Source organism: Acidobacteriota bacterium (genome assembly GCA_033549365.1).
Taxonomy (GTDB): Bacteria; Acidobacteriota; Aminicenantia; order Aminicenantales; family Saccharicenantaceae; genus JAWSUF01.
The window spans coordinates 87,911-112,198 of record JAWSUF010000006.1 but is presented as its reverse complement, the minus strand read 5'-3'; the positions used below and the strand labels follow the sequence as shown (position 1 = coordinate 112,198).

17 protein-coding genes and 1 tRNA gene are annotated in these 24,288 nt (G+C 56.3%); 12 read left to right on the top strand and 6 right to left on the bottom strand.

The window, feature by feature from the left end:
* Positions 1-112: 112 nt before the first annotated feature.
* The 3 genes from SCM96_10175 (at position 113) to SCM96_10165 (ending at position 4,559) form a co-directional block, all read left to right on the top strand.
* A complete protein-coding gene (locus SCM96_10175) occupies positions 113-1,279 on the top strand; it encodes a PilT/PilU family type 4a pilus ATPase (GenBank protein ID MDW7760988.1) in 1,167 nt (388 codons plus the stop codon).
* Positions 1,276-3,915, top strand: coding sequence for an alanine--tRNA ligase (gene alaS, locus SCM96_10170; GenBank protein ID MDW7760987.1), 2,640 nt, complete (start codon positions 1,276-1,278; stop codon positions 3,913-3,915). The genes SCM96_10175 and alaS overlap by 4 nt, the downstream gene beginning before the upstream one ends.
* 71 nt (positions 3,916-3,986) lie before the next feature.
* Entirely contained in the window at positions 3,987-4,559 is a 573-nt protein-coding gene (locus tag SCM96_10165) for a lytic transglycosylase domain-containing protein (GenBank protein ID MDW7760986.1), read from the top strand.
* Here the strand turns inward: SCM96_10165 and SCM96_10160 are convergent.
* The 3 genes from SCM96_10160 to SCM96_10150 are packed head-to-tail and all read right to left on the bottom strand — an operon-like array spanning position 4,534 to position 6,504.
* A complete protein-coding gene (locus SCM96_10160; GenBank protein ID MDW7760985.1) occupies positions 4,534-5,499 on the bottom strand; it encodes a diacylglycerol kinase family lipid kinase in 966 nt (321 codons plus the stop codon). The two genes, SCM96_10165 and SCM96_10160, sit on opposite strands and share 26 nt — an antisense overlap.
* Complete coding sequence (locus SCM96_10155) at positions 5,465-5,980, bottom strand: hypothetical protein (protein ID MDW7760984.1); 516 nt, start codon at positions 5,978-5,980, stop codon at positions 5,465-5,467. The genes SCM96_10160 and SCM96_10155 overlap by 35 nt, the downstream gene beginning before the upstream one ends.
* A gap of 32 nt (positions 5,981-6,012) precedes the next feature.
* Positions 6,013-6,504, bottom strand: a complete 492-nt coding sequence (locus tag SCM96_10150) for a DUF2085 domain-containing protein (GenBank protein ID MDW7760983.1) — start codon at positions 6,502-6,504, stop codon at positions 6,013-6,015.
* Positions 6,505-6,622: 118 nt separating this feature from the next.
* Here SCM96_10150 and SCM96_10145 point away from each other — a divergent pair, with 118 nt between their 5' ends.
* The 9 genes from SCM96_10145 to SCM96_10105 all read left to right on the top strand — a co-directional run bounded on the left by SCM96_10145 (position 6,623) and on the right by SCM96_10105 (position 19,013).
* Positions 6,623-8,452 carry a tetratricopeptide repeat protein gene (locus SCM96_10145; GenBank protein ID MDW7760982.1) on the top strand — a complete coding sequence of 610 codons (1,830 nt, stop codon included), beginning with the start codon at positions 6,623-6,625 and terminating at the stop codon, positions 8,450-8,452.
* A 172-nt stretch (positions 8,453-8,624) separates the two neighbouring features.
* Positions 8,625-8,709, top strand: a tRNA-Leu gene (locus tag SCM96_10140).
* A gap of 52 nt (positions 8,710-8,761) precedes the next feature.
* Entirely contained in the window at positions 8,762-10,042 is a 1,281-nt protein-coding gene (gene tig, locus SCM96_10135; GenBank protein ID MDW7760981.1) for a trigger factor, read from the top strand.
* Positions 10,043-10,051: 9 nt separating this feature from the next.
* Entirely contained in the window at positions 10,052-10,651 is a 600-nt protein-coding gene (locus SCM96_10130) for an ATP-dependent Clp protease proteolytic subunit (GenBank protein ID MDW7760980.1), read from the top strand.
* A gap of 64 nt (positions 10,652-10,715) precedes the next feature.
* On the top strand, positions 10,716-11,987 hold the full coding sequence (gene clpX / locus SCM96_10125) for an ATP-dependent Clp protease ATP-binding subunit ClpX (protein MDW7760979.1): 1,272 nt from the start codon (positions 10,716-10,718) through the stop codon (positions 11,985-11,987).
* 3 nt (positions 11,988-11,990) lie between these two features.
* Positions 11,991-14,390: an endopeptidase La gene (lon, locus tag SCM96_10120; GenBank protein ID MDW7760978.1), complete on the top strand. Its 2,400-nt coding sequence runs from the start codon at positions 11,991-11,993 to the stop codon at positions 14,388-14,390.
* A gap of 82 nt (positions 14,391-14,472) precedes the next feature.
* Positions 14,473-15,753: a transcription termination factor Rho gene (gene rho, locus SCM96_10115; GenBank protein MDW7760977.1), complete on the top strand. Its 1,281-nt coding sequence runs from the start codon at positions 14,473-14,475 to the stop codon at positions 15,751-15,753.
* Between the two features lie 110 nt (positions 15,754-15,863).
* Positions 15,864-17,915 (top strand): M20/M25/M40 family metallo-hydrolase, encoded by a 2,052-nt coding sequence (locus tag SCM96_10110; protein ID MDW7760976.1) that lies wholly within the window; start codon positions 15,864-15,866, stop codon positions 17,913-17,915.
* A 159-nt stretch (positions 17,916-18,074) separates the two neighbouring features.
* Entirely contained in the window at positions 18,075-19,013 is a 939-nt protein-coding gene (locus SCM96_10105; protein ID MDW7760975.1) for an ExsB family transcriptional regulator, read from the top strand.
* Positions 19,014-19,344: 331 nt separating this feature from the next.
* On the opposite strand, the gene SCM96_10100 is transcribed toward SCM96_10105, so the two are convergent.
* The 3 genes from SCM96_10100 to SCM96_10090 all read right to left on the bottom strand — a co-directional run bounded on the left by SCM96_10100 (position 19,345) and on the right by SCM96_10090 (position 24,260).
* Positions 19,345-20,184 carry a ParB/RepB/Spo0J family partition protein gene (locus SCM96_10100; GenBank protein MDW7760974.1) on the bottom strand — a complete coding sequence of 280 codons (840 nt, stop codon included), beginning with the start codon at positions 20,182-20,184 and terminating at the stop codon, positions 19,345-19,347.
* On the bottom strand, positions 20,171-20,935 hold the full coding sequence (locus SCM96_10095; protein MDW7760973.1) for a ParA family protein: 765 nt from the start codon (positions 20,933-20,935) through the stop codon (positions 20,171-20,173). The genes SCM96_10100 and SCM96_10095 overlap by 14 nt, the downstream gene beginning before the upstream one ends.
* Before the next feature lie 175 nt (positions 20,936-21,110).
* Positions 21,111-24,260, bottom strand: a complete 3,150-nt coding sequence (locus SCM96_10090; GenBank protein MDW7760972.1) for a hypothetical protein — start codon at positions 24,258-24,260, stop codon at positions 21,111-21,113.
* Positions 24,261-24,288 lie beyond the last annotated feature (28 nt).

Genomic DNA, 24,288 nt, shown 5'->3' with positions numbered 1-24,288 from the left:
CTTGATGGAAGAGGTTGGGCTACCATGATGTGTCCTTGAAGGGAAGCCCGGATATCCGGCAATTCCGCGCCGGCGGACCTGGAGGGAAGCCGGCGGCTAAGGGGAGCGACCCATGAACATTGATGAATTTTTAAAGACCGCCATTGAGAGGGATGCGTCGGATTTGCACATGAAGGCCGGAAACTACCCCACAATCCGTGTCCACGGCACATTGACGCCGTTGACGATGTATCCCCGGCTGACGGTGGAGGACACCACCCAACTGAGCGGACAAATCCTGACCGACTACCAGAAAGACCAGCTTCAGAGCGACATGGATATCGATTTCGCCTACAGCCTCCCCGGTTTCGGCCGTTTCCGCGGCAATATCTTTCGCCAGCGCGGTTCGCTCTCGATCGCCCTGCGCATCATTCCGCTCGAGGTGAAAAACATCCGCCAGCTTCTTCTTCCCGAAGTTCTGGAAAAAATCGCCCTGTCGCCGCGAGGTCTGGTTCTGGTGACGGGGACGACGGGAAGCGGCAAAACAACGACCCTGGCCTCCATGATCGACCATATCAACGCCGAGCGCCGGGAAAACATCATCACCGTCGAAGACCCCATCGAATATCTTCATCTCGACAAAAAAAGCACGATCCATCAGAGAGAAGTGGGGATGGATGTCCAGAGTTTCTCCCGGGGTTTGCGGGCCTGTCTCCGGGAAGATCCCGATGTCATTCTCGTCGGCGAGATGCGGGACGCCGATACCATCGAAACGGCGCTTTTGGCTGCGGAAACCGGCCATCTCGTTTTGAGCACCCTTCATACCTTGGATGCTCCCGAAAGCATCAATCGGATCATTTCCGTTTTTCCCCCCCATCACCAGCGACAGGTTCGGCTCCAGTTGGCCAGCATCCTGAGGGCCATTCTTTCGATGCGCTTGATCCCCAGGATGGACGGCGAGGGGAGAGTCCCCGCCGTCGAAGTCATGATCGCGACTCCCTATATCCGGGAATGCATTCACGACCGTGAAAGGACCCATTTGATCAAAGACGCCATCTCCTCCGGCGTCTCCCAGTATGGGATGCAGACCTTCGACCAGTCCATTTACCAGCTGTATCGGGACGGATACATCTCCTTTGAACAGGGTATCAAGTATTCCTCCACCCCGGACAATTTCAAACTGAGAGTCATGGGCATTCAGTCGACGCTCGACATCGCCCTTGAGGAAATGGAAAGCCAGATGAGCCAGGTTGAGAGAATGGAGGGCGGGAAAGAACCCCCCCGTAAAAAACCACGATGAGATCGCAGGACATCCGCGGCGCGTTTCTGGAGTTTTTCGCCGCCCGGGGCCATAAGATCGTTCCGAGCTCCCCGTTAATCCCCAGAGACGATCCGACCCTTCTGTTCACAAATGCCGGGATGAACCAGTTCAAGGATGTTTTTCTCGGCCGCGAGACACGGAGCTATACCCGGGCCGTCTCCGTGCAGAAGTGCATGCGTGTCAGCGGCAAGCATAATGACCTCGAGACCGTCGGCCGCACGCCGAAACATCACACCTTTTTCGAGATGCTGGGGAATTTTTCCTTCGGGGATTATTTTAAGGCCGAAGCCGTGGCCTTCGCCTGGGAGCTGATGACCCGGGTTTTCTCCCTTCCGGAGGATCGCCTCTACATCACGATCTACACCGATGACGATGACGCTTATCGGATCTGGTCCGAGGACATCGGCATTCCGGAGGACCGGATCTTCCGGTACGGAAAAAAAGACAATTTCTGGGCCATGGGCGATACCGGACCCTGCGGTCCCTGTTCGGAGATTCATTACGATTTCGGCGCCGCACTCGAACCCGGAGACCCTTATTCGCTGATCGAAACGGGTTCGGACCGATTCTCCGAGCTCTGGAATCTCGTTTTCATGGAGTTTTTTCAGGATGAAGCCGGGGGGCTTCAGCCCCTGCCCTCGCCATCCATCGATACGGGCATGGGGTTGGAAAGAATGGCCGCTGTTCTTCAGGGCCGACAAAGCAATTACGACTCCGATCTCTTTTTTCCATTGATTGAAGATGTCTGCCGTTCGGCCGGACGGGAATACCCCGCGGATGACGCGGGCGATGTTTCGGTCCGGATCATTGCCGACCATGTCCGGGCCGCGGCTTTTCTGATCGGGGACGGTGCGGTCCCGGCCAACGAAGGCCGGGGTTATGTTCTGAGGCGGCTCATCCGCCGGGCCTATCGGCATGGAAACCTCATCGGTCTTGACAAGCCGTTTCTCTATGAAATCGTCGGACGCGTCGGGGATATCATGAAGTCCGCCTATCCCGAATTGACGGCATCCCTGCCCCTGATTTCCCGTGTCTGCCTGTCGGAGGAGGAACGGTTTGCGGCGACCCTGACATCGGGCCTGCGGCAGTTCGGAGACTATTTCGAAAATGCGAAAGACCCGGACAATCGGGTGCTTCCCGGGACTAAAGTCTTCAAGTTGTATGACACTTTCGGGTTTCCTCTGGATTTAACCCGGGAATTGGCCGCCGAAAAAGGCTGGAGCGTCGACGAAGAGGGATTTCAACGGGAACTTGAAACCCAACGGTCCCGGGCCCGCGAGGCCTGGAAGGGAGGCGAAAAACAGAAGCGGAAGGCGCTTCCCGGCGGAATCGAAGGGATCAGGGTCCGGTCCGTCGTTCACGAGGCCCGCGAAGTCCTCGAGACGTCCATTGCGGCCGTTCTTCATGATGGACGTTCCGTCCGGCAGCTCAAGGAAGGAGAGACCGGCGATGTCATTCTCGAAGAGACGCCCTTTTACGCCGAGGCCGGGGGGCAGGTCGGCGATACCGGGCTGTTGAAAGGATTGCATTTTTCCGCATCCGTCGACGATACCCGGTATCTGACTCCGGACATCATCGCCCATCGCGTCCGGGTCTTGTCGGGATCCCTGACAAAAGGGGATGCGGTCGAAGCCGCCATCGACGCCGGACGGCGGGCCGCGGTGTCCCGGAACCACACCGCGACCCACCTTCTTCACGCCGCGCTCCGCCAGGTTCTCGGCCAACATGTCAAGCAATCGGGCTCCCGCGTCGGGCCGGACAGGCTCCGTTTCGACTTCACCCACTATGCCGCCCTGACGCCCGAGGAAATCCGTGAGGTCGAATCCCGGGTCAACGCCGTGATTCGTGAAAACATGGCCGTGGGGACGAGAACGACGACCATGGAGGAAGGCCTCCGCGAAGGGGCGATGGCCATCTTCGAAGAGAAATACGGAGACGAAGTCCGGCTCGTCGGGGTGGGGGATTTCAGCCGAGAACTCTGCGGCGGTGTGCATGTTCCGGCCTCGGGACACATCGGTCTGTTCAAAATCCTTTCCGAATCCGGCATTGCCGCCGGTATGAGGCGGATCGAAGCTGTTACGGGCGAGGAGGCTCTCGGTCACATCCGGGATCTTGAGGATATGATCGGCCGGCTCGAGAGGATCCTGGCCGTCGGACGCCGGGATCTGCCGTCGCGTCTGGAAAAAATCAAGGATGCCCTGGATGAAAAGGAAAAAGAGATCCGGATGCTTCGCAGAAAGCTCCTGTCCGGCTCTTCACCGGAGTCCGCCGCTCAAGTCCGGACCGTCAAGGGCGTTCCCCTGCTGGCCCGCAAAGTCGAAAACATCCCTCCCGGGGACATGCGCGACCTGGCCGATTCCCTCAAGCAAAAAATGGGCCGCGGTGTGGTCGTTCTTGGTGCGGCGGACGGAAACAAAACACACCTTGTGGTTTCCGTCACCGCCGATCTGACGGAGCGGATCCGGGCCGACTCTCTGGTGAAAGCGCTTTCCGCCGTTTTGGGCGGCGGCGGGGGAGGGCGCGCGGATTTCGCCCAGGCGGGCGGGACTCACCCGGAAAAGCTGGGCGCCGTTTTGGAAGACGACCTCCCGAGGATCCTGGAACAGATGGTTTGACGGCATGAAAAAAATCACCCCAAAAGGGGATTGTCGAAAACGGCCGGATTTGGCAAGATGAACAGGCCATCATGAAGGGAAAAGCGGCGATCGTTGCGGTTTTGGGTTGTTGTCTGGCGTTGTCTTCTCTTCATGCGTCCGGACGGACGGCTGGGCGTTTCGCCTATCAACAGATCATCGAACGGGTCGCCGGCCGCCACAACCTTCCTTCCGAACTGATCCATGCCATCATCGTCGCCGAATCCAATTACAATCGATATGCCGTTTCTCCCAAGGGGGCCAGCGGGTTGATGCAGCTCATGCCTGATACGGCCCGCCATTACGGGGTCAAGAATGTTTTCGATCCCGAGCAAAACATCGAAGGCGGCGCCCGCTATCTGAAAGATCTGATCCAAATGTTCGATGCCGACACCAAACTTGTGCTGGCCGCCTACAACGCCGGTCAACAGGCGGTGATCCGGCATGGCGGGATTCCGCCCTATCGGGAAACCCGGGATTATGTCAAACGGATCACGGCGTCCTATACCAAGACGACGATCCATCAGAAATCGCGCATTTACAAGATCGTCGACTCCGAAGGGCGTGTGACGCTGACCAACGATCCCCGGTATTTTCGGCTCAACACCGCAGGTCGGACCGACTGACGGTTTCGGAGCTCCATCCCTTGACCAGGAGCGGGCGGGGGATGATTTCGAACCGGGCCGGCAGTTTTCCGAGCTGCTCGCCGTCGAGTTCCAGCAGAATGTCCCGACCGGTCGCCGATGACGCCTCCACGGTCCGGGTCCGCAAACAGGATATTTTCGGGTGGGAGAGGTGTCCTCCCGTGAACAGTTTCCAGCCATGGCGACAGAATTCGAGAAATTTCATGCCCTTGACCAGAATGACGTCGAACCAGCCGTCATCGATCCTGGCCAGAGGGGCGATTTTCATGCCCTTGCCGAAAATGCGGCCGTTGGCCACGGCCCCGATCAGGCAGTTTTCTTCATCCCAAGTCCGCCCGTCGATCGTCAGCCGGATGCCGCTGCCCTTGTACTCCCGCATGGCATCGATCAGACACCGGATATAAGAGGACGCTTTCCGTTGCAGGCGGCGTTCGTTGACTCTGCGGACGACTTCCCCGCCGATTCCGAAGTCGGAGATATTGAGAAAAAACCGTCCTTCGGTTTTCCCTTCGGGCGTTGTGTACGTGGCCCGGCCGACGTCGATGGGCGTTCCATGCGTCTCGGAGATGACTCGGAGGGCGCCGCGGAGCCCCCGGGGGATGCGCAGGCTTTTCATGAGATCACAGCCCGTCCCGGACGGAAGGATTCCGAGGGATGTCGAAGGATTGATGATCCGCCCGTTTTCAAAAAAGCCGTTGGCGATTTCGTTCATCGTTCCATCGCCGCCGACACCGATGACAAGCTCGGACCCTCCCTTGATGGCGTCACGGGCCATGTCGATGGCCTGAAACGGTTTTTCCGTGAAATCATACCTGAATTCCTTGAAAAAGGACCGAAGAGCCTCGCGGATTTCCGACCACCTTTTTCGGGTGCGGCCGCGGTTGGATTCAGGGTTGACGATAACCTGGGTCTTGGGAGGCATCGGGAACCGCCGCAGGCTGGGATGGCTTTTTGCCGAATAAGGAGACGCCCAGGATACCTCCCAGGGCGCCAAGGCCGGCGAAAATGAGTGCGGAGACGAAAAGTCCGATCAGAAACAGGGGGAGGGACGGCTGGGTCGATTGATCCAGCCATGTCTCCCAACCCGCCGGCAGATCCTCCGTGAACTCGGCCAGCCGGCCTAACACCGTTCGGAGAAACTCCTCGTTCATGGTTTTAAGGGGGATTTCCACCAGGGCGGAAACGACCGCCGCGGCGATTCCGGCGAAAGCGCCGACGATGGCGCCGTCTCCCGCGGTCAGGCTGTGCGGAGTCTCTTTGGCCAGAAGAAAAACGGACAGCATGGCCCCGCCGATTGGCCACAGGCAGCACAGGCATCCGAATACGGGAAGACCCGAAAGGAATCCGGCCGCAGCGCCTCCGATGAGAACAGGAACGAGAATCCCGGGACGCTGTGGGCTCATCGGATCTCCTTTCATTCCGGATGTGTCTTATTCTAGGTTTTTTTCCAGGGAAGATGCAAGTTTTTTGATTTGTACACAACGGCTTCGGCCGCTCCGGGAATGAAATACCACGGCAGCACGATTCCCCAAATTCCCCCGGCGGCCAAACGAAGACCCAGGGGGCTGGCCCAGAATTGAAACAGATTTCCGGCGACATCGACCGCCATCGGAAGAGAAAAAACGGCCAGCGTGGTCAGGGAGGGGGTGGCCTTGCGACGGCTCCACTGTGTCAGCGGATAGAGGAGGGCGCCGAGAAAAAAGCCGAGATACACGCCGAGGCAACGCCCACAGACGGCAAGGGGATAACCGGAGACATGAAAACAGCGGTCGGCGATCTGATGGCAATGAGGGGAGAAGATCGCATAAAGAAGAGCCGAGCCCCGAAGCCCGGCGGCGGCGGCCAGAGGAGCCAGGACGATTGCGGCCAGCAAAAGACAACCTGCGGACAAGACCGCGCGCCGGACCCATCTTGCCGGGAGATTCATGGATTCCTAGGCTATCCAAGGACCCGGGTCTTGTCAACATGAGGGAAAAAGATGTGGGGTGTTGTTGACATGAGCTTGGGTGCGCATGTAAATTAAGGTCAAGATAGGAGGTGTCGGTATGAAAAAGGGACTCGTTCTTTGTTGTTCATTCGCGTTTGCCGGCCTTGTCATATCAAGTCTTTTCGCCCAGTTGGACAGCGAGCGGATATTTGAACAGGCGTCTCAGGGCGTTGTTGCCGTTATGGCCTATGGAACGAATCAGCAGGAAATCGGCCGGGGAAGCGGTTTTGCCGTCGCGGAAGATCTTGTCGCCATACCTTACAATCTGATCAGCCGGGCGTCTTCGGCCGAGGTCGTGAACGTCAAGGGACGGCGATTCAGAGTCGAAGGCGTGATTTCCATCTACAAGGAAATGAATACGGCGCTGGTTCGGGTCCGGGGCAGACTTCAGCCGTTGATGATCGAGGCTTCAGGCCCGTTGCGCCCGGACACCCCCTTGATTCTGGTTGGGGCTAACGACGCGGGAATCATTGTTCCCTTCAACGGCGTGGCCCGCAAAGAACACCGGCTGTCCGGATCCCGGGAATTTCTGGAGATCGAGCTGGTGCGCATTCCCGAAACATTCAATGGGGCCGCCGCCATGGATCAGAACGGCCGGGTCGTGGCCATGATTCTAATTATGGAAAAAAGGATCTTTGCGGGGATCAAGTCGGAAAACATTCTTGGCATGTCCCGATCGGGCAATCCTCTCGAACTCGAATCGATGTTCCCCGAGGATTATTTCGGCACCCTGGAAGGCCATCTGTTGCTGGGCCAGGCGGCGCTGGCTCAAAACGAGCTCATGACCGCCCGGATTCAGTTGGAATCCGCCGTTCGTATCGACGACAGCATGCTGGATATCCATAACATGCTGGCCGGAATCTACCGTGACCAGAAAGACTACGCCTCGGCGCTGACGGCTTTTCAAAAAATCGCCGACATCGATCCGAAACGGGCCGAGGCCTACAAGGGGATGGGCACGGTTTATATGAGAATGGCAAGCTACGATGAGGCCGTCAAGGCCCTGGAAAAAGCCGTGTCGCTGGCGCCCCTCAATGCCGAGATCCAGTATGATTTGGCTCTGGCCTTTGAGCAAAAAAAAGATATGCGCCGTGCGGCGGCCGCTCTGGAAGCCTTCCTGAAGCTTGAACCTGAAAACGCTTACAGCGGCGCCCGCAAGCTGGGTGAAATCTGGGCGGCGCTGGGAGATCAGATCCAGGCCGGCGATGCCTGGGTTCGGGCCGGAAATCTTGCCCCGGAAGATCCCGCCGTACTTCTGCAGGCTGCGGATGCCTACAAAAAAGGAGGCCGGCTGGACAAGGCGGAAGAAGCCTATGAAATTCTGGCCCGCAATATTCCGGACAATGCCAGGGGCTATTACGCCCAGATTTTGAAAATGTATGACGAAGGGGGGGAGGGCGAAAAAGCCGTGGCGGCGGCCCGGAAAATCATCGATCTCAATCCCAAGAATGAACTTTCCGTATACAACCTGGGCGTCATCCATCAAAAACAGGGCCGATTAGACGAGGCCCTCTCCGCCTTTCAGCAGAGCCTGGAGATCAACCCGAAATACGCTGCGGCCTGGTTCAATATCGGAACCTGCCACGCTCAACTCAAGAGGTGGCCGGAAGCCGTTGAGGCTTTCAGCCAATACACCGAGTTGGTCCCGGACGATCCCCAGGGATGCAATGCCGTCGGCTACGGATACCTGCAGATGAAGAGATACGAGGAAGCCCTGGAACCCCTCAGAAAGTGTGTGGAGTTGGTGCCGAACAATCCGACATTTCAGTACAATTTGGCGATTGCTTACATTCAGCTTGGAGATCAGACCCGGGCCAGAGACATCCTGGGCATACTCCAAGGCCTCGATGCCGGCCTGGCCGACAAACTCAGGGCCCTTCTGCGCTGAGGTCGCCGGGTTTTCAGCGGGCCGGACGGCATTCGGAATTCTTGACAACAGGCGGGGCGTATGTTAATAATGGTTTTCCGAATCCGGCATCCCGCAAACCGACGCATGAAGCATCCCAGGAAACGCGGATCCCGCAAAAATATGCCGTTTCACACGATGGACGCAATGAGAAGGGCAGGTGGCGGAATCGGCAGACGCGCTAGGCTTAGGACCTAGTTCCTGATGAAGGAGTGCGGGTTCGAGTCCCGCTCTGCCCATTCTCCCACCCGGGAAACACGGCGTGGGCCTTCGAGCCCGACAGGTGAAATCATGGACCATGAGAATCAGAAAAACGATCTGAAAACACTCGGACCGAGCCGAAGAGAAATCGATCTCGTCGTTCCGGAGGAAGATGTTCAAAAGGAACTGGACATCGCCGCGAAAACTTACGCCTCGCGGGTTCGTATTCCCGGTTTCCGGGCCGGAAAGGCTCCGGTCGAACATGTTCGCCGTCTTTATGCCGAAGACATCCGGCATTCGGCCGTGGAATCCCTGATTCCCAGATTTCTCGAACAGGAGCTGAAAACGCGAGGCATGGAGCCGGTCGGGACGCCTCTCATCGAGGAGCTGGATTTCCCGGAAGGCGGAATGCTGCGCGCCCGGGTCTCTTTTGAGGTCATTCCCGATTTCGATCTTCCGGATTACCGGGCGATCCAAATCGAGGGGAAGGGGGAGGAGGAGGTTCGGGACGAGGATGTTCTCAAGGCCGTCGAGGACCTTCGAAATCAGGCGGCGGAATATGTTCCCGTCGAGGCGCGCGGAGTTCAGGACGGCGATTATGTCGTTATCGAAATGCAAGGCAAGGATCTCAAATCCCGAAAACTCCTGCCCGTCGACAAAGCCGTTGTTCTTGCCGGCCATTCCGGGAACGAACCTTTCCTGAACGAGCATCTGCCCGGAATTCCGCCCGGCGGAGAACGGATCTTGACAACGACTTACGACGAAAACCACGCCAACCGCAAATTGGCCGGACGGGATGTGGAATACCGCCTCCGTGTGAGTGAAATCAAGGAAAAGAAACTTCCCGAACTTGACGACGAGTTTGCCAAGAGGCTGGGCGCCTACGAGAATCTGGATGCCCTCAAGACCGATATCCGGGACCGGCTGCGGGCCGCCCGCAAGGATTCGGCGAAGAAAGAGACGGCGGCGGAAGTCGTCAAAACCTTTACGGAGAGCGTGACGCTCGAGCCCCCGGAATCCCTGGTTGAACACGAAATGGCGGTTGTCCTGAGACATCTGGCGGCATCGCTTCCCCGAGGAGGACCGTTGACGGCCGAGACGGCGGACATCCTGAAAACCGACGCCAGGAATCAGGCCCGTCGCAACATCAAAAACAGGATTGTGCTTCATGAGATCGCCAAAAGAGAGGGGTTCCATGTCACGCCTGAGGACATCCGTGAAGAAATCGCCGCCCTGGCCGGGGCCGAGGGCGTTCAACCTGATGCCCTTTATGAGAATCTCCAGGAAAGGGGGCGCCTGGAGGCCGTCAGGGAAAATCTCCTGATTCGCAAGACGGTTGACTTTCTGGTTGGAAACGCTATAATTAAATAAAGACTTCCCATGACGTTGATCCCCTTTGTTGTCGAACAGGATGGCCGCAGTGAGCGGGCTTACGACATCTATTCCCGCCTTCTGAAAGACGGAATCATTTTTCTCGGGTCCGCGATCGACGACAACACCGCCAACGCCGTGATCGCCCAGCTCCTTTTTCTGGAGACGCGGGGCACGGACAGGGACATCTCGATTTACATCAATTCGCCCGGGGGAAGCATCACCGCGGGCCTTGCCGTTTACGACACCATGCAGTATATCAAATCCGACATTGCCACGATCTGCGTCGGCCAGGCCGCCAGCATGGCCGCCGTCCTGTTGTCCGGGGGAACACCCGGCAAGAGATATGCGCTTCCCCATTCCCGGATCATTCTGCACCAGCCTTTCGGCGGATTCCAGGGTCAGGCCACGGATGTCGCCATTCAGGCCAAGGAAATCCTGAGAATGAGGGAAATTCTCAACGGGATTCTCACCCGGCATTCCCGTCAACCTCAGGATAAGATTCAGGCGGATATTGAGAGGGACTTCATCATGACGCCCGAACAGGCCCTCGAATACGGTCTGGTGGACCATATCATCGCATCCGGATCGGAAAAAAGCGGCCGGTGATTTTTCCCCGGATGTCACCGCCGGACTGTCCGGGCCGTGAATGCAAACAACGCGAGAGAGAACGATGACAGATAAACCTCAAGGCCGAGCTCCTGAGCCGATCCGATGCAGTTTCTGCGGCCGAGGCCAGGACCAGGCCGTGAAAATGATCGCCGGCCGGGGAGGTGTCACCATCTGTGATCATTGTGTCCGAACCGCTTCGTCGATTTTCAGCGAGAAGAATACGCCGGTTTCTGAAAATCAGGCGCCGATTCCGGGAGAGTGCCCGACGCCGCGGGAAATCAAGAACGAACTGGACGCCTATATCATCGGCCAGGATACGGCGAAAAAGAAAGTGGCCGTCGCCGTTTACAATCATTACAAAAGGATTCAACTCTCCCAGGAGGAGGACCGGGACGTTGAGTTGGCCAAGAGCAACATCCTTCTGATCGGGCCCACGGGCACCGGGAAAACCCTCATGGCCCAGACCCTGGCCCGCATGCTCTCGGTTCCCTTCGCCATCGCCGACGCCACGACCCTGACAGAGGCGGGTTATGTCGGCGAAGATGTCGAGAACACGCTTCTTAAGCTTTTGCATGCCGCCGGGAACAGCCCGGAGAAGGCCCAGAAAGGCATCATCTATATCGATGAAATCGACAAGATCGGTCGCAAAAGCGAGAATCCGTCCATTACCCGGGATGTGTCCGGAGAGGGCGTCCAGCAGGCCCTGCTCAAAATCATCGAAGGCACGGTGGCCAACGTCCCGCCTCAGGGTGGAAGAAAGCATCCCCACCAGGAATTCATCCCCATCGACACCACTCACATCCTCTTCATTTGCGGCGGCGCCTTTGTCGGCTTGGACGATATCATCGCGGAACGTCTGGGCCGGTCCCAGATGGGTTTCCGAACCGGACCGCCCGCACAAATCCGGAATGCGCAGTCTGTGAATGATCTCCTGAATCGCCTGACTCCGCAGGATCTCATCAAATACGGGCTCATTCCGGAACTCGTCGGGCGCATTCCCGTCATCGCCGCATTTTCCGAGCTGTCCGAAAAAGACCTGGTGGAAGTTCTCGCCAAGCCCAGAAATTCCCTCATCCGGCAGTACCGGAAAATCTGTGGTCTGGAGGGCGTCGATCTGCGCTTTACGGACGAGGCCCTGGCCGCCATCGCCCGAAAGACAATGGAGCGGAAACTGGGAGCCCGCGGCTTGCGGGCCATCATGGAAAATCTCATGCTGGATATCATGTACCACCTGCCGTCGGAGAGCCTGGGGATGTCCATCGAAATCACCCGGGACATGGTGGAAGACGAAGAGTTGAGTTTCGAAAGGCTCATGCGGGCCGTAGGAGTATGATTCATGGCTGATTCCCCGGAAAAAAACGAAATCATCCGCAATATCCCCTTGATTCCTCTTCGGGATCTCGTGGTTTTTCCTTCCACACTGGTCCCGTTTATCGTCGGGCGGCCGTCGTCCATCCAGGCTCTGGAAAAAGCCGCGGAAAAGGACAAGATGATCTTTCTGGCGGCCCAGATGGATGCGTCCGTCGACAATCCGTCGCCGCGCGACATTTACTCCGTGGGCGTGACCGCCCGGATCATCCGGACCGTCAAGACCGACGACAAGAACATGAAGGTCATTGTCGAGGGAAAGGCCCGGGCCCGGATCATCGAATACCTCAGCACTTATCCGTACTATCAGATTCTGGCCAAGGTCGTCCATGAAGCCGAAGGCGCCTCTCCGGCGGCCTCAAAGGACCTCCTGAAGAGAGTCCTGGTCCTTTTCGAGGAGTATCTCAAAATCAACCAGCACGCCAACATGGATTCGATCATCCCCGCATTGAGGGAAAACACGCCCGACCGCATTGCGGACATCATCGCCTCTCATATCCATCTCCCGCTTGAAGAAAAGCAGAATATCCTCGAAACGATTCACAGTCACGAACGATTGAGACGCCTGCATTTCATCCTGGAAAACGAGATTCTCAAGATTCATTCCGCCATGCCGCGCGAAGGGGAAAAAAGCGGCAAACGGCGCGGCTACAAAGAGGCCGGGATCAAGGGCATGATGAGCACCCCCGGCCAGAGGAAGGAAGACCAGCCGAACGAGATCGAGGAATTGAGGCGTAAGGTCTCCCAGGCCCGCATGCCGGCCGATGCCGAGGAAAAGGCCCTCAAGGAGATCGAGCGGCTTGAGGCCATGCCCCCCATGTCGGCCGAAGCGACGGTCAGCCGGAACTACCTGGATTGGCTCATCGCCATGCCCTGGAACAAGAAATCCCGCGAGAAACGTGATCTCAAGGAAGCCGAACGCATTCTCAACGAAGATCACTACGGATTGGATAAGGTCAAGGAAAGAATCCTGGAATACCTTTCGATCCGCCAGCTTGTTAAAAATCCGCGCGGCGTCATCCTGGCGTTTCTCGGGCCGCCGGGCGTCGGAAAGAGTTCGCTGGGCAAGTCCATCGCCCGGGCGACGGGACGAAAATTCGTCCGACTGTCCCTGGGCGGGGTCCGCGACGAGGCCGAAATCCGGGGCCATCGCCGGACCTATATCGGGGCCTACCCGGGCCGTATCATTCAAATGATCAAGCGCTCGGGGACCAAGAACCCCGTCTTTCTCCTGGACGAAGTCGACAAGATGAGCATGGACTTCCGCGGCGATCCGGCTTCCGCCCTGATGGAAGTTTTGGATCCCGAACAGAACAACACCTTCCTGGACCACTATATCGATACCGATTTCGACCTGTCCCAAGTCATGTTCGTCGTCACGGCCAACATGCTGGAACCCATCCCCAAGCCCCTCATTGATCGCATGGAAATCATCCGGATTCCCGGATATATGGAGGAGGAAAAACTCCAGATCGGCAAGAAGTTCCTCCTGCCCAAGCAGATGGAAGCGCACGGCCTGACGGCGGACAACCTGCGGTTCAGCGACCGGGCCCTTCTGAAAATCATCGACAGCTACACCCGGGAAGCCGGTGTCCGGAACCTGGAGCGTGAAATCACGACGGTCTGCCGCAAAGTGGCCAAACAGGTTGTTTCCAAGGGGAAGGGCCATAAGGTGACGGTCACGCCTCGGAATATCGAGACCTTTCTCGGAATTCCGAAATTCCGCCGCATGGAAATCGACAAGGCGGACGAGGTGGGCGTTTCCATCGGCATGGCCTGGACGGAGTTCGGAGGCGAACTGCTGACCTTCGAAGCCATGAAAACCCACGGCAAAGGCAGCTTCACTCTGACCGGACATCTCGGGGAAATCATGCAGGAATCCGCCCAAGCGGCCTTCAGCTATGTCCGGGGCAAGATCTGTGAACTGGACATCGGCCGCGAACTCCATAAAAATTTCGATATCCATGTTCACGTTCCCGAAGGCGCCACCCCCAAGGAAGGGCCCTCGGCCGGAATCACCATCGCCGTCTCCATCATCTCGCTGCTCACCGACATTCCTGTGAACAAAAGGATCGTCATGAGCGGAGAGATCACGCTGAAAGGCAAGGTCCTTCCCGTCGGCGGCATCAAGGAAAAACTCCTGGCCGCTTACCGGGAAGGCATGCGCGAGGCGATCCTGCCTTTCGACAACAAGGCCGACCTCAAGGATCTGCCGAAAAATCTCAAGCAGAACATGACCATCCATCTTGTCGAAAACATGGACGAGGTGCTGAAACTCGTTCTGACCCGGCCCCTGCCGCCTCAGCCCGCGGACAAGGCGGACATATCCTGCAAGGAAAACGTGAAGGAGCCCCAGCTGACGAACTGATGTCCGGGGCGAAAAGGACAACGGAGGAAAGACCCACATGGAAGACACGGCCAACAACAAATCCAAACAACGAGGTAAAGTTATGAAAGAGTACAATCTCGTCGACCTGGAAGAAAAGGACATCGCCCAGATCAAGAAGATCGCGGCCTCCATGGACATTCCCGAGGACGAGATCGAAAATGTCAGCAAGCACCATGTGATTTTCAAGATTTTCGAAGCCCAGGCCAAGAAACAGGGATTGTTGTTTTCCGAGGGCGTCCTGGAGTGTCTGGAAGACGGGTTCGGGTTCCTGCGGGCTCCGGAGTTCAGCTACCTGCCCAGCCAGGACGACATCTATGTCTCTCCCTCTCAGATCCGCAAATTCCAGCTCCGCACGGGCGACACGATCTCGGGCGTCGTCCGCGCTCCTAAAAACGGCGAGAAATATTTCGCTCTCATTAAAATCGAAGCCGTCAACTTCCTCCATCCCGACGTCATCATCGAAATGCGGCGGAACGTCAAGTTCGAAGGCCTGACCCCCCTGTATCCTTACGAACTCATCAAGCTCCAGGACGGCAACCCCAAAAACATGTGCGCCCGGATCATGGAGCTGCTGACCCCCATCGGCAAGGGACAGAGGGGCCTGATTGTCTCGCCGCCCCGGGCCGGAAAAACGACCCTGCTCAAAACCATCGCCAATTCCATCGAGAAAAACCATCCCGAGATGTACCTCATCGTTCTTCTCATCGCCGAAAGGCCGGAGGAAGTCACGGATTTCAGAAGAAGCGTCTCCGGCGAAGTTGTCGCTTCCACCTTCGATGAGCCTCCGACGCGGAACGCCCAGGTGACCAACATTGTCCTCGAAAAGGCCAAAAGACTTGTTGAAATCAAGAGGGACGTGGTCATTCTCCTCGACTCCATCACACGACTGGCCCGGGCTCATAACGCCATCGTTCCGCCTTCGGGGAAGGTCCTCTCGGGCGGTATCGATGCCAACGCCTTGAACAAACCCAAGAAATTCTTCGGTTCCGCCCGCAAGATCGAAGAGGGCGGCAGCCTCACCATCATGGCGACGGCCCTGGTCGACACCGGAAGCCGGATGGACGAGGTCATTTTCGAGGAATTCAAGGGAACCGGCAACATGGAAATCAACCTCGACCGCCGTCTGGTCGACAAGCGGTTGTTCCCGGCCATCGACATCACCCGGTCCGGAACCCGCAAGGAAGAACTGCTCATCGACGACGTCGATCTCAACCGGATCTGGATTCTCCGCAAGGTTCTGAGTCAGCTCAATGAAGTCGAAGCCATGGAACTTCTGGCCGAAAAACTGGGCAAAACCAAGACGAACCAGGACTTTCTGAATGCCATGAGCAAGGGCCTGTAAATCCGCCCGGGCGGACCCAAGTCCCGCCGATCCTGATCCAACCCAAAACCGATCTTCTGAGCCTTTGTCTTTCCGGTCAGACTGGAAAAAAAATCGCCGGTGTGATTTTTGTGGGGACCGACGACATCATGAGAGGTTCGGCGCCTGAGGGCGCACCGCTCGGCCTCTGTCCGGACGGATTCGTCGTCATGACGGCAAAGTCCCATGTTCTCGACCGGATGTTCGATCAAACGGGCCTGAGCTGGCGGACGCATCTCAGCCGGTCGTTGCGCGAACGGAAGCCCCGGTCCCTGAACGCGAACGGATTGATTGTCGAGATGGCGGCCTATCCCCAGTGGGAAGACAGAACGGCGCCGAACGTCCTCGGGGTTCTGCCGGGAAAGGATTCGGTCCTGAAGGACGAAATCATCCTGATCGGCGGCCATCTCGACCATCTCGGCGTCGATCATGACGGAACGATCTACAACGGAGCCGACGACAATGCCGCTTCGGTGGGCGTCATTCTGGAAATCGTCCGGGTTCTTCAGGCCCGGGGTTTCGAGCCCGCGAGAACCCTGGTCTTTGCGGCCTGGGCGGCCGAGGAACTGGGCCTGCGGGGATCCCGCTTTTATGTCGAAAATCCGGTCTATCCTCTGGATAAAACAGCTGTTTACATCAATCTGGACATGGTCGGCACAGGAAGCGACGCCCTGGTCGTCGGCGGGATGTGGGAGTTTTCCGGAATGTTCGATCGGGTGACATCCCGGATGTCGACACGCTTCAGAGACAAGTTCGTTCCCCGCTTCGACTATCGGGGATCCGACCACACATCCTTTCTGAATGCCGGCGTGAAGGCCCTCAGTTTGAGGACCGGCGCTATCCTGACACGGGGGTTGGACGATGAGCATCCCGAATACCATCGTCCGGGGGACGTCGCTTCCACGATCGATCCCGACCTTCTGGCCTTCGTCGCCGCTTACCACATCGAGATGCTGGAATATTTGGCCGAAACCCGGGACGATCTTTTTCGTCCTGAAGATCGCATCGAATATCTCCATAAGACAAGTTTCGTCGCCGACATGCACTGCGACACGATCGGCCGCTTTTTGGACGGGGAAGATTTGGGCCGGGATAACCCGTCCGGACATATCGACATCCCCAAACTCCGGGAGGGCGCCGTTGACCTTCAAGTCTTTGCCTGTTTTGTCGCCCCCCCGGACAGTGATGCGGCCGAGGCGCAAGGCGTCATCAGGGGATTCGCCCAGGTCGATGCGGTTCACCGCCTTATCGAACAGAACACGGACGACCTCCATCTGATCCTGTCTCCCGAGGATCTCCGGCATCTTCGGGGCGTGAGGAAAACGGGCGTTCTGATCGCCGTCGAAGGAGGCTATGCCATCGCCGGAGATTTGGCCTTGCTTCGGTCGTTTCACCGTTCCGGAGTCCGCCTGATGACACTGACACACTGGTTGGGGACGGGGTGGGCCGACGCCTCGGGCGACCCCGAGCCCGTTCACGGCGGTTTGACGGACTTCGGCCGCGAGGTCGTCCGGGAAATGAACCGCCTGGGGATGATCATCGACGTCTCGCATGCCCATGATGAAACATTTTGGGATGTCATCCGCGAGACACGGGCACCGATCGTCGCCTCCCATTCCTGCTCTCGCGCTTTATCCGACCACCATCGCAATCTGTCCGACGACATGCTCAAGGCTCTGGCCGAAAACGGGGGAGTCATCGGCATCAATTTCCTGCCGGATTTCCTGAACGTCGAAAACGCCCGCCGCCTGGACACGCTGCGTACGGATCTCCTCCGGAAATACGGCTTGCCGGAAGACCGGAGGATTCTCGAAGCTGCCGATCCCGGAACGGTCGCCTTCTTCCGGGAGGAATTCGATCGCGAAAGCGGAATCTTGCGGAAGAATCTTCCGGCGGTCAATGTCGGAACAGTTGTCGACCACATCGATCATATCGTCAAGGTCACGGGAAGCGCCGACCATGTCGGACTGGGCTCGGATTTCGACGGAATCAGCAGCACGCCACAAGGGCTCGAGCATATCGGCCGGATCGCCGCCGTGACCGCGGAACTCCATCGCCGTGGCTACACCGAAAACGACATCCGGAAAATCCTCGGCGGAAATTTCCTGCACATCTTCCAGAAGGTGTCGTCTTTGAAGGAATGACGGTCCTCAAAGCCTGAGCGTTGATAATCTTGTAAATAAAAGAATATAAATAAGATAAGGCATTTGGTTGACATGGGACTGGGGGGTTGGTATATTCAGCCGGACCCCTGTCCCGGCGGGGCGGGGGAGGGAACATTGACACAAAAGGAGATGTGAGCCATGAACCCCGAAGAATTCATCGAACGTCAGGTGGCCCATATCCGCCGAACCGTGGGTCATGAGGGAACCGCCGTCAATGCCCTGTCAGGTGGCGTCGATTCGTCCGTCGTCACCCTGATCGGCCACAGGGCATTGGGAGATCGTTTGAAGACAGTATTCATTGATAACGGTCTCATGCGTGAGGGCGAACCGGAAAGGGTTGCGGCCCTGTTCCAAACTCTCGGAGTGCATGTGAATGTCATCAAGGCCCGAAGGGAATTTTTTGAAGCCCTCAAGGGCCTGGTCGATCCTGAAGAAAAGAGGGAAGCCGTCACCCAGGCATTCTATAAGGATGTTTTCGGCCGGATCGTCAGGGAAGGCGGAGCCCGCTACCTCCTTCAGGGAACGATTTTAACGGACGTCGACGAAACCGTCGCCGGAATCAAGCGGCAGCACAATGTGTTCGAGCAGCTCGGCATCGATCCACAGGATGCCTTCGGATACAAGATTATCGAGCCTCTCGTGGAGCTGCGAAAGGACGGTGTGCGCAAGGTCGGGAAAGCTCTGGGGTTGCCGCCCGAACTCTTCCAACGGATCCCGTTTCCCGGACCGGCATTGGCTGCGCGCATCATCGGAGAGGTTACGCCGGAACGCGTGGAAACAATCCGGAAGGCGACGTCGATCGTTGAAGATATCCTGGGCGGACAAAAAGCCTTTCAATATCTGGCGGTGCTCCATGAGGACCGTGTCACCGGAATTCGGGACGGACGGAGGGACTTCGGGCAGCAAATCGAAGTGCGCTGCTGGGACAGCGTGGACGCCCGGGAAGCCCGCCCGACCGCCTTGGCTTTCGACATTCTCGAACGGTTGGCACGGGAGATCACATCGAAGGTCCCAGGCGTCGTCAGCGTCACATACAACATCACTTCGAAACCACCGTCGACGATCGAAGCCATTTGAGAAAATAGTCCCGTAAAAGGGCGCCTGCGCCATTCACACAAAATCGGCATTTATGCAAGGTCGGACCATGACGAAATCCACTGGTGCATAAAACAAGTGCGCGAAGATATCCACAATGTGTGAAGATTGCGTATCTTAATGAAAATAAAAGAAATAAAAATTAGTCATTAATAGCGTCGCATAAGATATATTATGTCAACTAATATGCATCATAAGCTGAGAATTCTGGATCCTGCCAAGGTAATGAACTTAGCTTCAGATCAATTTCCTCGCGCGATCTCAAATCCCGGCACGGTTTTGTGCGGCGCCCAAAGTTTCTTTGTGGGAATTATCAGCCGCGCGATCTGAGTTTGTTAAGAATATTTTCCAGGATCTGGATGATTTCGGTTCGTGTTACGGTTTGCTGCTTGAATTCGATTCGGAGTTTATATTTATCCGAATCTTCAGGAATGTAATTATAAACGTAATATTTAAGCTTCCTGGATTTCTTCCCCTTGATCATTTTCGACAAATCACGGGTGTCCTCACGAGTTAAGCGTCTCTTGATGATTTCATCGACCAGGGCTTCCATATCGGCTTCTGTTTTCTGCTTGGCGATTTCGATGACGGTACTGCGGCTCATGAATTTGGATCCGGAAATTTTTTCGCGCAGGTGCTTGGGAATTCTTGAGATGGACAAAATTTCCGTTATGGAAGACCTGGCTTTTCCGATTTTATCAGAAATTTGCTGATGATTATAGCTATAAAGTGTGGCCAGGGTGTTCAAACCATCTGCTTCCTCGAAAATATTGAGGTCTTTTCTCTGTAGATTCTCTATCAAGGCGATTTCCACTGCCTCGTTTTCATCCACATTCATTTCGATACAGGGAACTTCGTTTAACCCGACGTTTTTGGAGGCGACATATCTGCGTTCTCCGGCAATAATATCAAAACGGTCGCCTTTTGGACGGACAAGAATGGGTTCAAGGACGCCTTTCGCCCTGATGGAATCCATAAGCTCCTGGATGTTTCCTAGCTCGCTTCTCGCCTGATGCGGATTCGGGTCGATCCTGTCGACGGATATCATGCGAATCCTGGGCGCCGCTGTTCGCGAAGATATGAGATCGACGTAGTGCCCCTCGTGTTTCATGCGGAATTGTTCCGGCAAACCGGATTTTTTACTTTTCTGCACGGCGTAATATCTCCTCGGCGGCTTTCATATATTGGATGGCCCCGATGGAATCCGGAGCAAATGTGAAAATGGATTCCTTGAAGGCCGGACTTTCCTCGAGCTTAACGCTTTTGGATATGAAGACTTTGATGAGCTTGTCTTGAAAAACATTTTTTATCCGATCAACGACATCCTTGCCGAGGTTCGTTCTCTTATCATGAAGTGTGATTAAAACACCGAGAATGTGGAGATTGGGATTGGCTATTCGTCGAACTTTATCGATTGTCTCCAGAAGATCGTCTGTCCCCTCCATGCACAGATAAGAAGATTGAATGGGAATCAAAACGCTTTCGGCGGCGACAAGTGCGTTCAGTGTAATTAATCCGAGGGTCGGTGGAGTATCAATAAAAATGAAATCATATTTTTTCCGGATGGGTTCCAACTTGTCCTTGAGTCGAAAATGACCATCAAATTCGCCAATAAGCGATGGTTCGATTTTGGCCATGGCGATGCGAGAGATGGCCACTTCGAGTCCGGGGATATTGGAGGCAGTCGTTGCCGACTCAATTTTTTCGTTTTTATCCATAAGAACTTCGTAAAGAGATTTCTCCAAAACTTTCGGATCATTGACGCAGGATATTGTGCTGTGGGCTTGGGGATCCAAATCGACAAGCAAAACTTTTTTACCCATAAAAGCCAGGGCTGAACAGATATTGATTGTTGTTGTGGTTTTTCCAACTCCGCCTTTTTGATTTGTGACAGCGATGATCAAGAGCGGCCTCCCCGACTAACATAGAATCAGGCTTTTTGGTTCATAAATCTTATAACCCACTTCCCTGAAAAAAGCAAACTATATTTTCGACCAATGTCGGCATGCCGACACCAGTATAAGTGAATGATAATAGTATAAATATATGAATTCAAACGAATTTGTTTGTCATGGCTTCTTAAGGATTTTCAATTTTTTTCAGCGCTGGAAACGGTTTGAAGCCTTTTTCCTCCAGCTTCCCGTTTATATCTTCTATCTTATTTATTATCAATGTGTTATATGTCTCTATTGCCGAATCCAAAAGTTGATTGATGTCGGCAAGCAAATTGATTTCAGCGCGTGTCGGTGCGGACGGATAACCGGAAATGGAGTTTCCGAGAATCATCAGAAGGAATGCCGGATGCCCTCCCCTAAGGGATGTCTCCCAGTCGGCCTGAAAGACGCCCATGCGCGGCGGACTGATGTTTTTTTCGAGGGGAACAAGAAAATATTTCAGATCTTCCCGGTCCCGGGTGAAATCCGGAATCGTCTCCCGGATTTTTTCCATATCGTTTTCCAGGCTGTTTAGATGCCTTCGGATATTGGCCAAGGCTGTGATGACAATCCCCATTTTCTGAGACGTTTTCAGAACATCGCCCAAAGCCGCCATGGCTTCCTGACGCTCGTCATTCGGAAAAACCACTCTCGGATCGGGGCGAATTTTCAGGGGGACACTCACGTTCCTCTCCTTGAATTCAACAGTCAAATGATAAAGGCCCGGAGCAACGGTTGTGAGCCCGGTCATGCCGGTCAGGGAAGGGTTATATTTTTTTCCATCGGAGGCGAAGGGAATCGTTTGAAGATTCCAGATTTCCCTATGGAGACCGGGATTTCGCGGCAGATTGATTTCCGCTGCCATCTCCCCCGATTCGTCCCTGACGGCGATTTTGATCTTGTCCTTGTTTTCATCCTTCAACCACATTGTGAGAATCGCACCCGGCGACACGTTTCTTCCGGCGAAGACCGGCCGGCTGTAGGGCTCCCCTCTTGTCGAAAGATGGAAATCGGTCACCGGCCTGGGCTTGAAAACATGGAAATCCGAAGCCAGAATCTCCGGAGACATGTCCTGAAGGAATGAGATGTCGTCCAGAATCCAGACGCCCCGGCCGTGGGTTCCGGCGATCAGATCGTTTTCCCGGGGATGCACCACAAGGTCATGGACGGCCACGGTCGGCATGTTGTTCTTGAGGGAAAACCAGCTCAGGCCGCCGTCAAGGGATGCAAAGACCCCGAATTCCGTTCCGACGTAGAGCAATCGGCTGTTTTTCGGGTCTTCCCGGACGACGTGAATCCAGCCCAAAGGGGGAAGATCGGCTCTCAGGGATTTCCATGTGCGCCCGAAGTCGCTGGTTTTAAAGAGGTAAGGGGCATAATCGTCGGTTCGGTGAGCGTCGAAGGCCGCATAGACCGTTCCGGCCTCATGATGCGACGCCTCGACCCGGGAACACCATGTGCCCCTGGGCAAACCCGGGATCCGGCCCGCGACATTCGTCCAGGTTTTCCCGCCGTCCCGGGTAAGCTGGAGGTTTCCGTCATCCGTCCCGCACCAGATGACATCGGGGTCCAGGGGCGATTCGGCGATGGTCGTGATCGTGCAATGCATTTCGGCGCCGGAGTTTTCCAGAAATATCGGTCCGCCTGAATCCTTCTGCTTTGCGGGATCGTCCGTCGTCAGGTCGGGGCTGATGATGTCCCAGGATCGGCCGCCGTCCCGGGTGCGAAAGAGGAAATTTCCCCCCGTATAGACCGTCTTGGAATCATGGGAGGAGATCAAAACCGGGGAATTCCAGTTGAATCGATAAGGCCGCGCGTCCAAAGGCGCCGTCGGACGAATCGATTTGCTGCGGCCGATGTGAAGATTGTGTCTCACCAGGCCGTTCATCTGGGAATTGGCGTAGACGACGGCATGATCCTCGGGATCGGGCCTGACGAAAAACCCGTCTCCCCCGTTGATCATGACCCAATCCTCGTTGAGAACACCTCTTGGATCCAGGGACGTGTTCGGTCCGCCCCAGGAACCGTTGTCCTGCAAACCGACATGGACATGGTAGGGATGGCGCATATCGAAGCCAACTTGGTAGACTTGAGCCAGATCCATGGACTGGACGGCCGACCAGGTCGTCCCGCCGTCATGAGAGATGTCGATTCCGCCGTCGTTGCCGTTGATGAGATGCCGGGGATTGGCCGGGTTGATCCATAGAGCGTGGTGATCGGGATGGACACCCGCCCCGATGCTCCGGAAACGGCGTGCCCCGTCGTTGGAGACGTGGAGTCCCGTGGACAGGACATAGACCGTGGCGTCGTTCGTCGGATCGACATGGATGCGGCTGTAATAAAAGGGGCGCGTCATGACCCGGCGGTAGGTCGCGTTGTCGCACATTCTTTCCCACGTTGCGCCTTTATCTTCGGAACGCCAAATTCCGGCATCCGCATGTTCGATCAGGGCGTAGACGACGCCCTCGCGGCTTCTGGAAACGCCGATCCCGATCCGTCCGAGGAGGCCTTCAGGGAGATCCCGGGTCAGGCGATCCCAAGTCGCTCCTCCGTCGGTCGACTTGTACAGACCGCTTCCCGGTCCTCCGCTCGAGAAATGCCAAGGAAGACGCCGGTATTCATAGGCGGCGGCGTAGAGAATCCGGGAGTCGAAGGGATCCATCGCCAACTCCGCAATTCCTGTATTATCATCAAGATACAGGACATGAGACCAGCTCGTTCCGCCGTCCGTGGTTTTATAGACGCCGCGTTCGCCGTTGGGTCCCCAGAGATGGCCCATGGCGGCGACATAGACGATGTTGGGGTCTCCCCTGTTGATAAGAATCCGGCTGATGTGCCTCGTTTCAGTGAGTCCCCTATGCGTCCATGTTTTTCCCGCGTCAACAGACTTGTAAACGCCGTCTCCGATCGTCACGCTGTTCCGGCAGGTCGCCTCCCCCGTTCCCGCCCAGACGATGTCAGGATGGGACTGGGACACGGCCACGGCGCCGACGGAGACGGTGTTTTCCTTGAAGAAAACCGGATTCCAGGTATGCCCTCCGTTTTCGGTTTTCCAGATGCCGCTCGGGCCGATGGCGGCATAGACGATCCAGGGTTCCGCCTCGACGGCCTGGATATCGACGGTTCGGCCGCCCATCACGGCGGGTCCGATATTCCGCCAGGACAATTTTTCAAAAACGGCGCCGACGGCCTCGGCGCGCTGTCCGTTCAATTCCGCGGCGGCGACAATCAAGAGAGCGATCGGGAGAAGAGCCCCGATGAGCGAAAATCTTCCTGATGTTTTCGCATGAAACATGCAAACCTCCTTCAGAACACAGATAATC

Bases quoted from the DNA above. Each gene is read 5' to 3' on its own strand.
- lon (MDW7760978.1), top strand. From the start codon at position 11,991: ATGGCTGATTCCCCGGAAAAAAACGAAATCATCCGCAATATCCCCTTG.
- clpX (MDW7760979.1), top strand. From the start codon at position 10,716: ATGACAGATAAACCTCAAGGCCGAGCTCCTGAGCCGATCCGATGCAGT.
- SCM96_10145 (MDW7760982.1), top strand. From the start codon at position 6,623: ATGAAAAAGGGACTCGTTCTTTGTTGTTCATTCGCGTTTGCCGGCCTT.
- SCM96_10175 (MDW7760988.1), top strand. From the start codon at position 113: ATGAACATTGATGAATTTTTAAAGACCGCCATTGAGAGGGATGCGTCG.
- tig (MDW7760981.1), top strand. From the start codon at position 8,762: ATGGACCATGAGAATCAGAAAAACGATCTGAAAACACTCGGACCGAGC.
- SCM96_10130 (MDW7760980.1), top strand. From the start codon at position 10,052: ATGACGTTGATCCCCTTTGTTGTCGAACAGGATGGCCGCAGTGAGCGG.
- SCM96_10090 (MDW7760972.1), bottom strand. From the start codon at position 24,260: ATGTTTCATGCGAAAACATCAGGAAGATTTTCGCTCATCGGGGCTCTT.
- SCM96_10160 (MDW7760985.1), bottom strand. From the start codon at position 5,499: ATGCCTCCCAAGACCCAGGTTATCGTCAACCCTGAATCCAACCGCGGC.
- SCM96_10150 (MDW7760983.1), bottom strand. From the start codon at position 6,504: ATGAATCTCCCGGCAAGATGGGTCCGGCGCGCGGTCTTGTCCGCAGGT.
- alaS (MDW7760987.1), top strand. From the start codon at position 1,276: ATGAGATCGCAGGACATCCGCGGCGCGTTTCTGGAGTTTTTCGCCGCC.
- SCM96_10165 (MDW7760986.1), top strand. From the start codon at position 3,987: ATGAAGGGAAAAGCGGCGATCGTTGCGGTTTTGGGTTGTTGTCTGGCG.
- SCM96_10105 (MDW7760975.1), top strand. From the start codon at position 18,075: ATGAACCCCGAAGAATTCATCGAACGTCAGGTGGCCCATATCCGCCGA.
- SCM96_10155 (MDW7760984.1), bottom strand. From the start codon at position 5,980: ATGAGCCCACAGCGTCCCGGGATTCTCGTTCCTGTTCTCATCGGAGGC.
- rho (MDW7760977.1), top strand. From the start codon at position 14,473: ATGAAAGAGTACAATCTCGTCGACCTGGAAGAAAAGGACATCGCCCAG.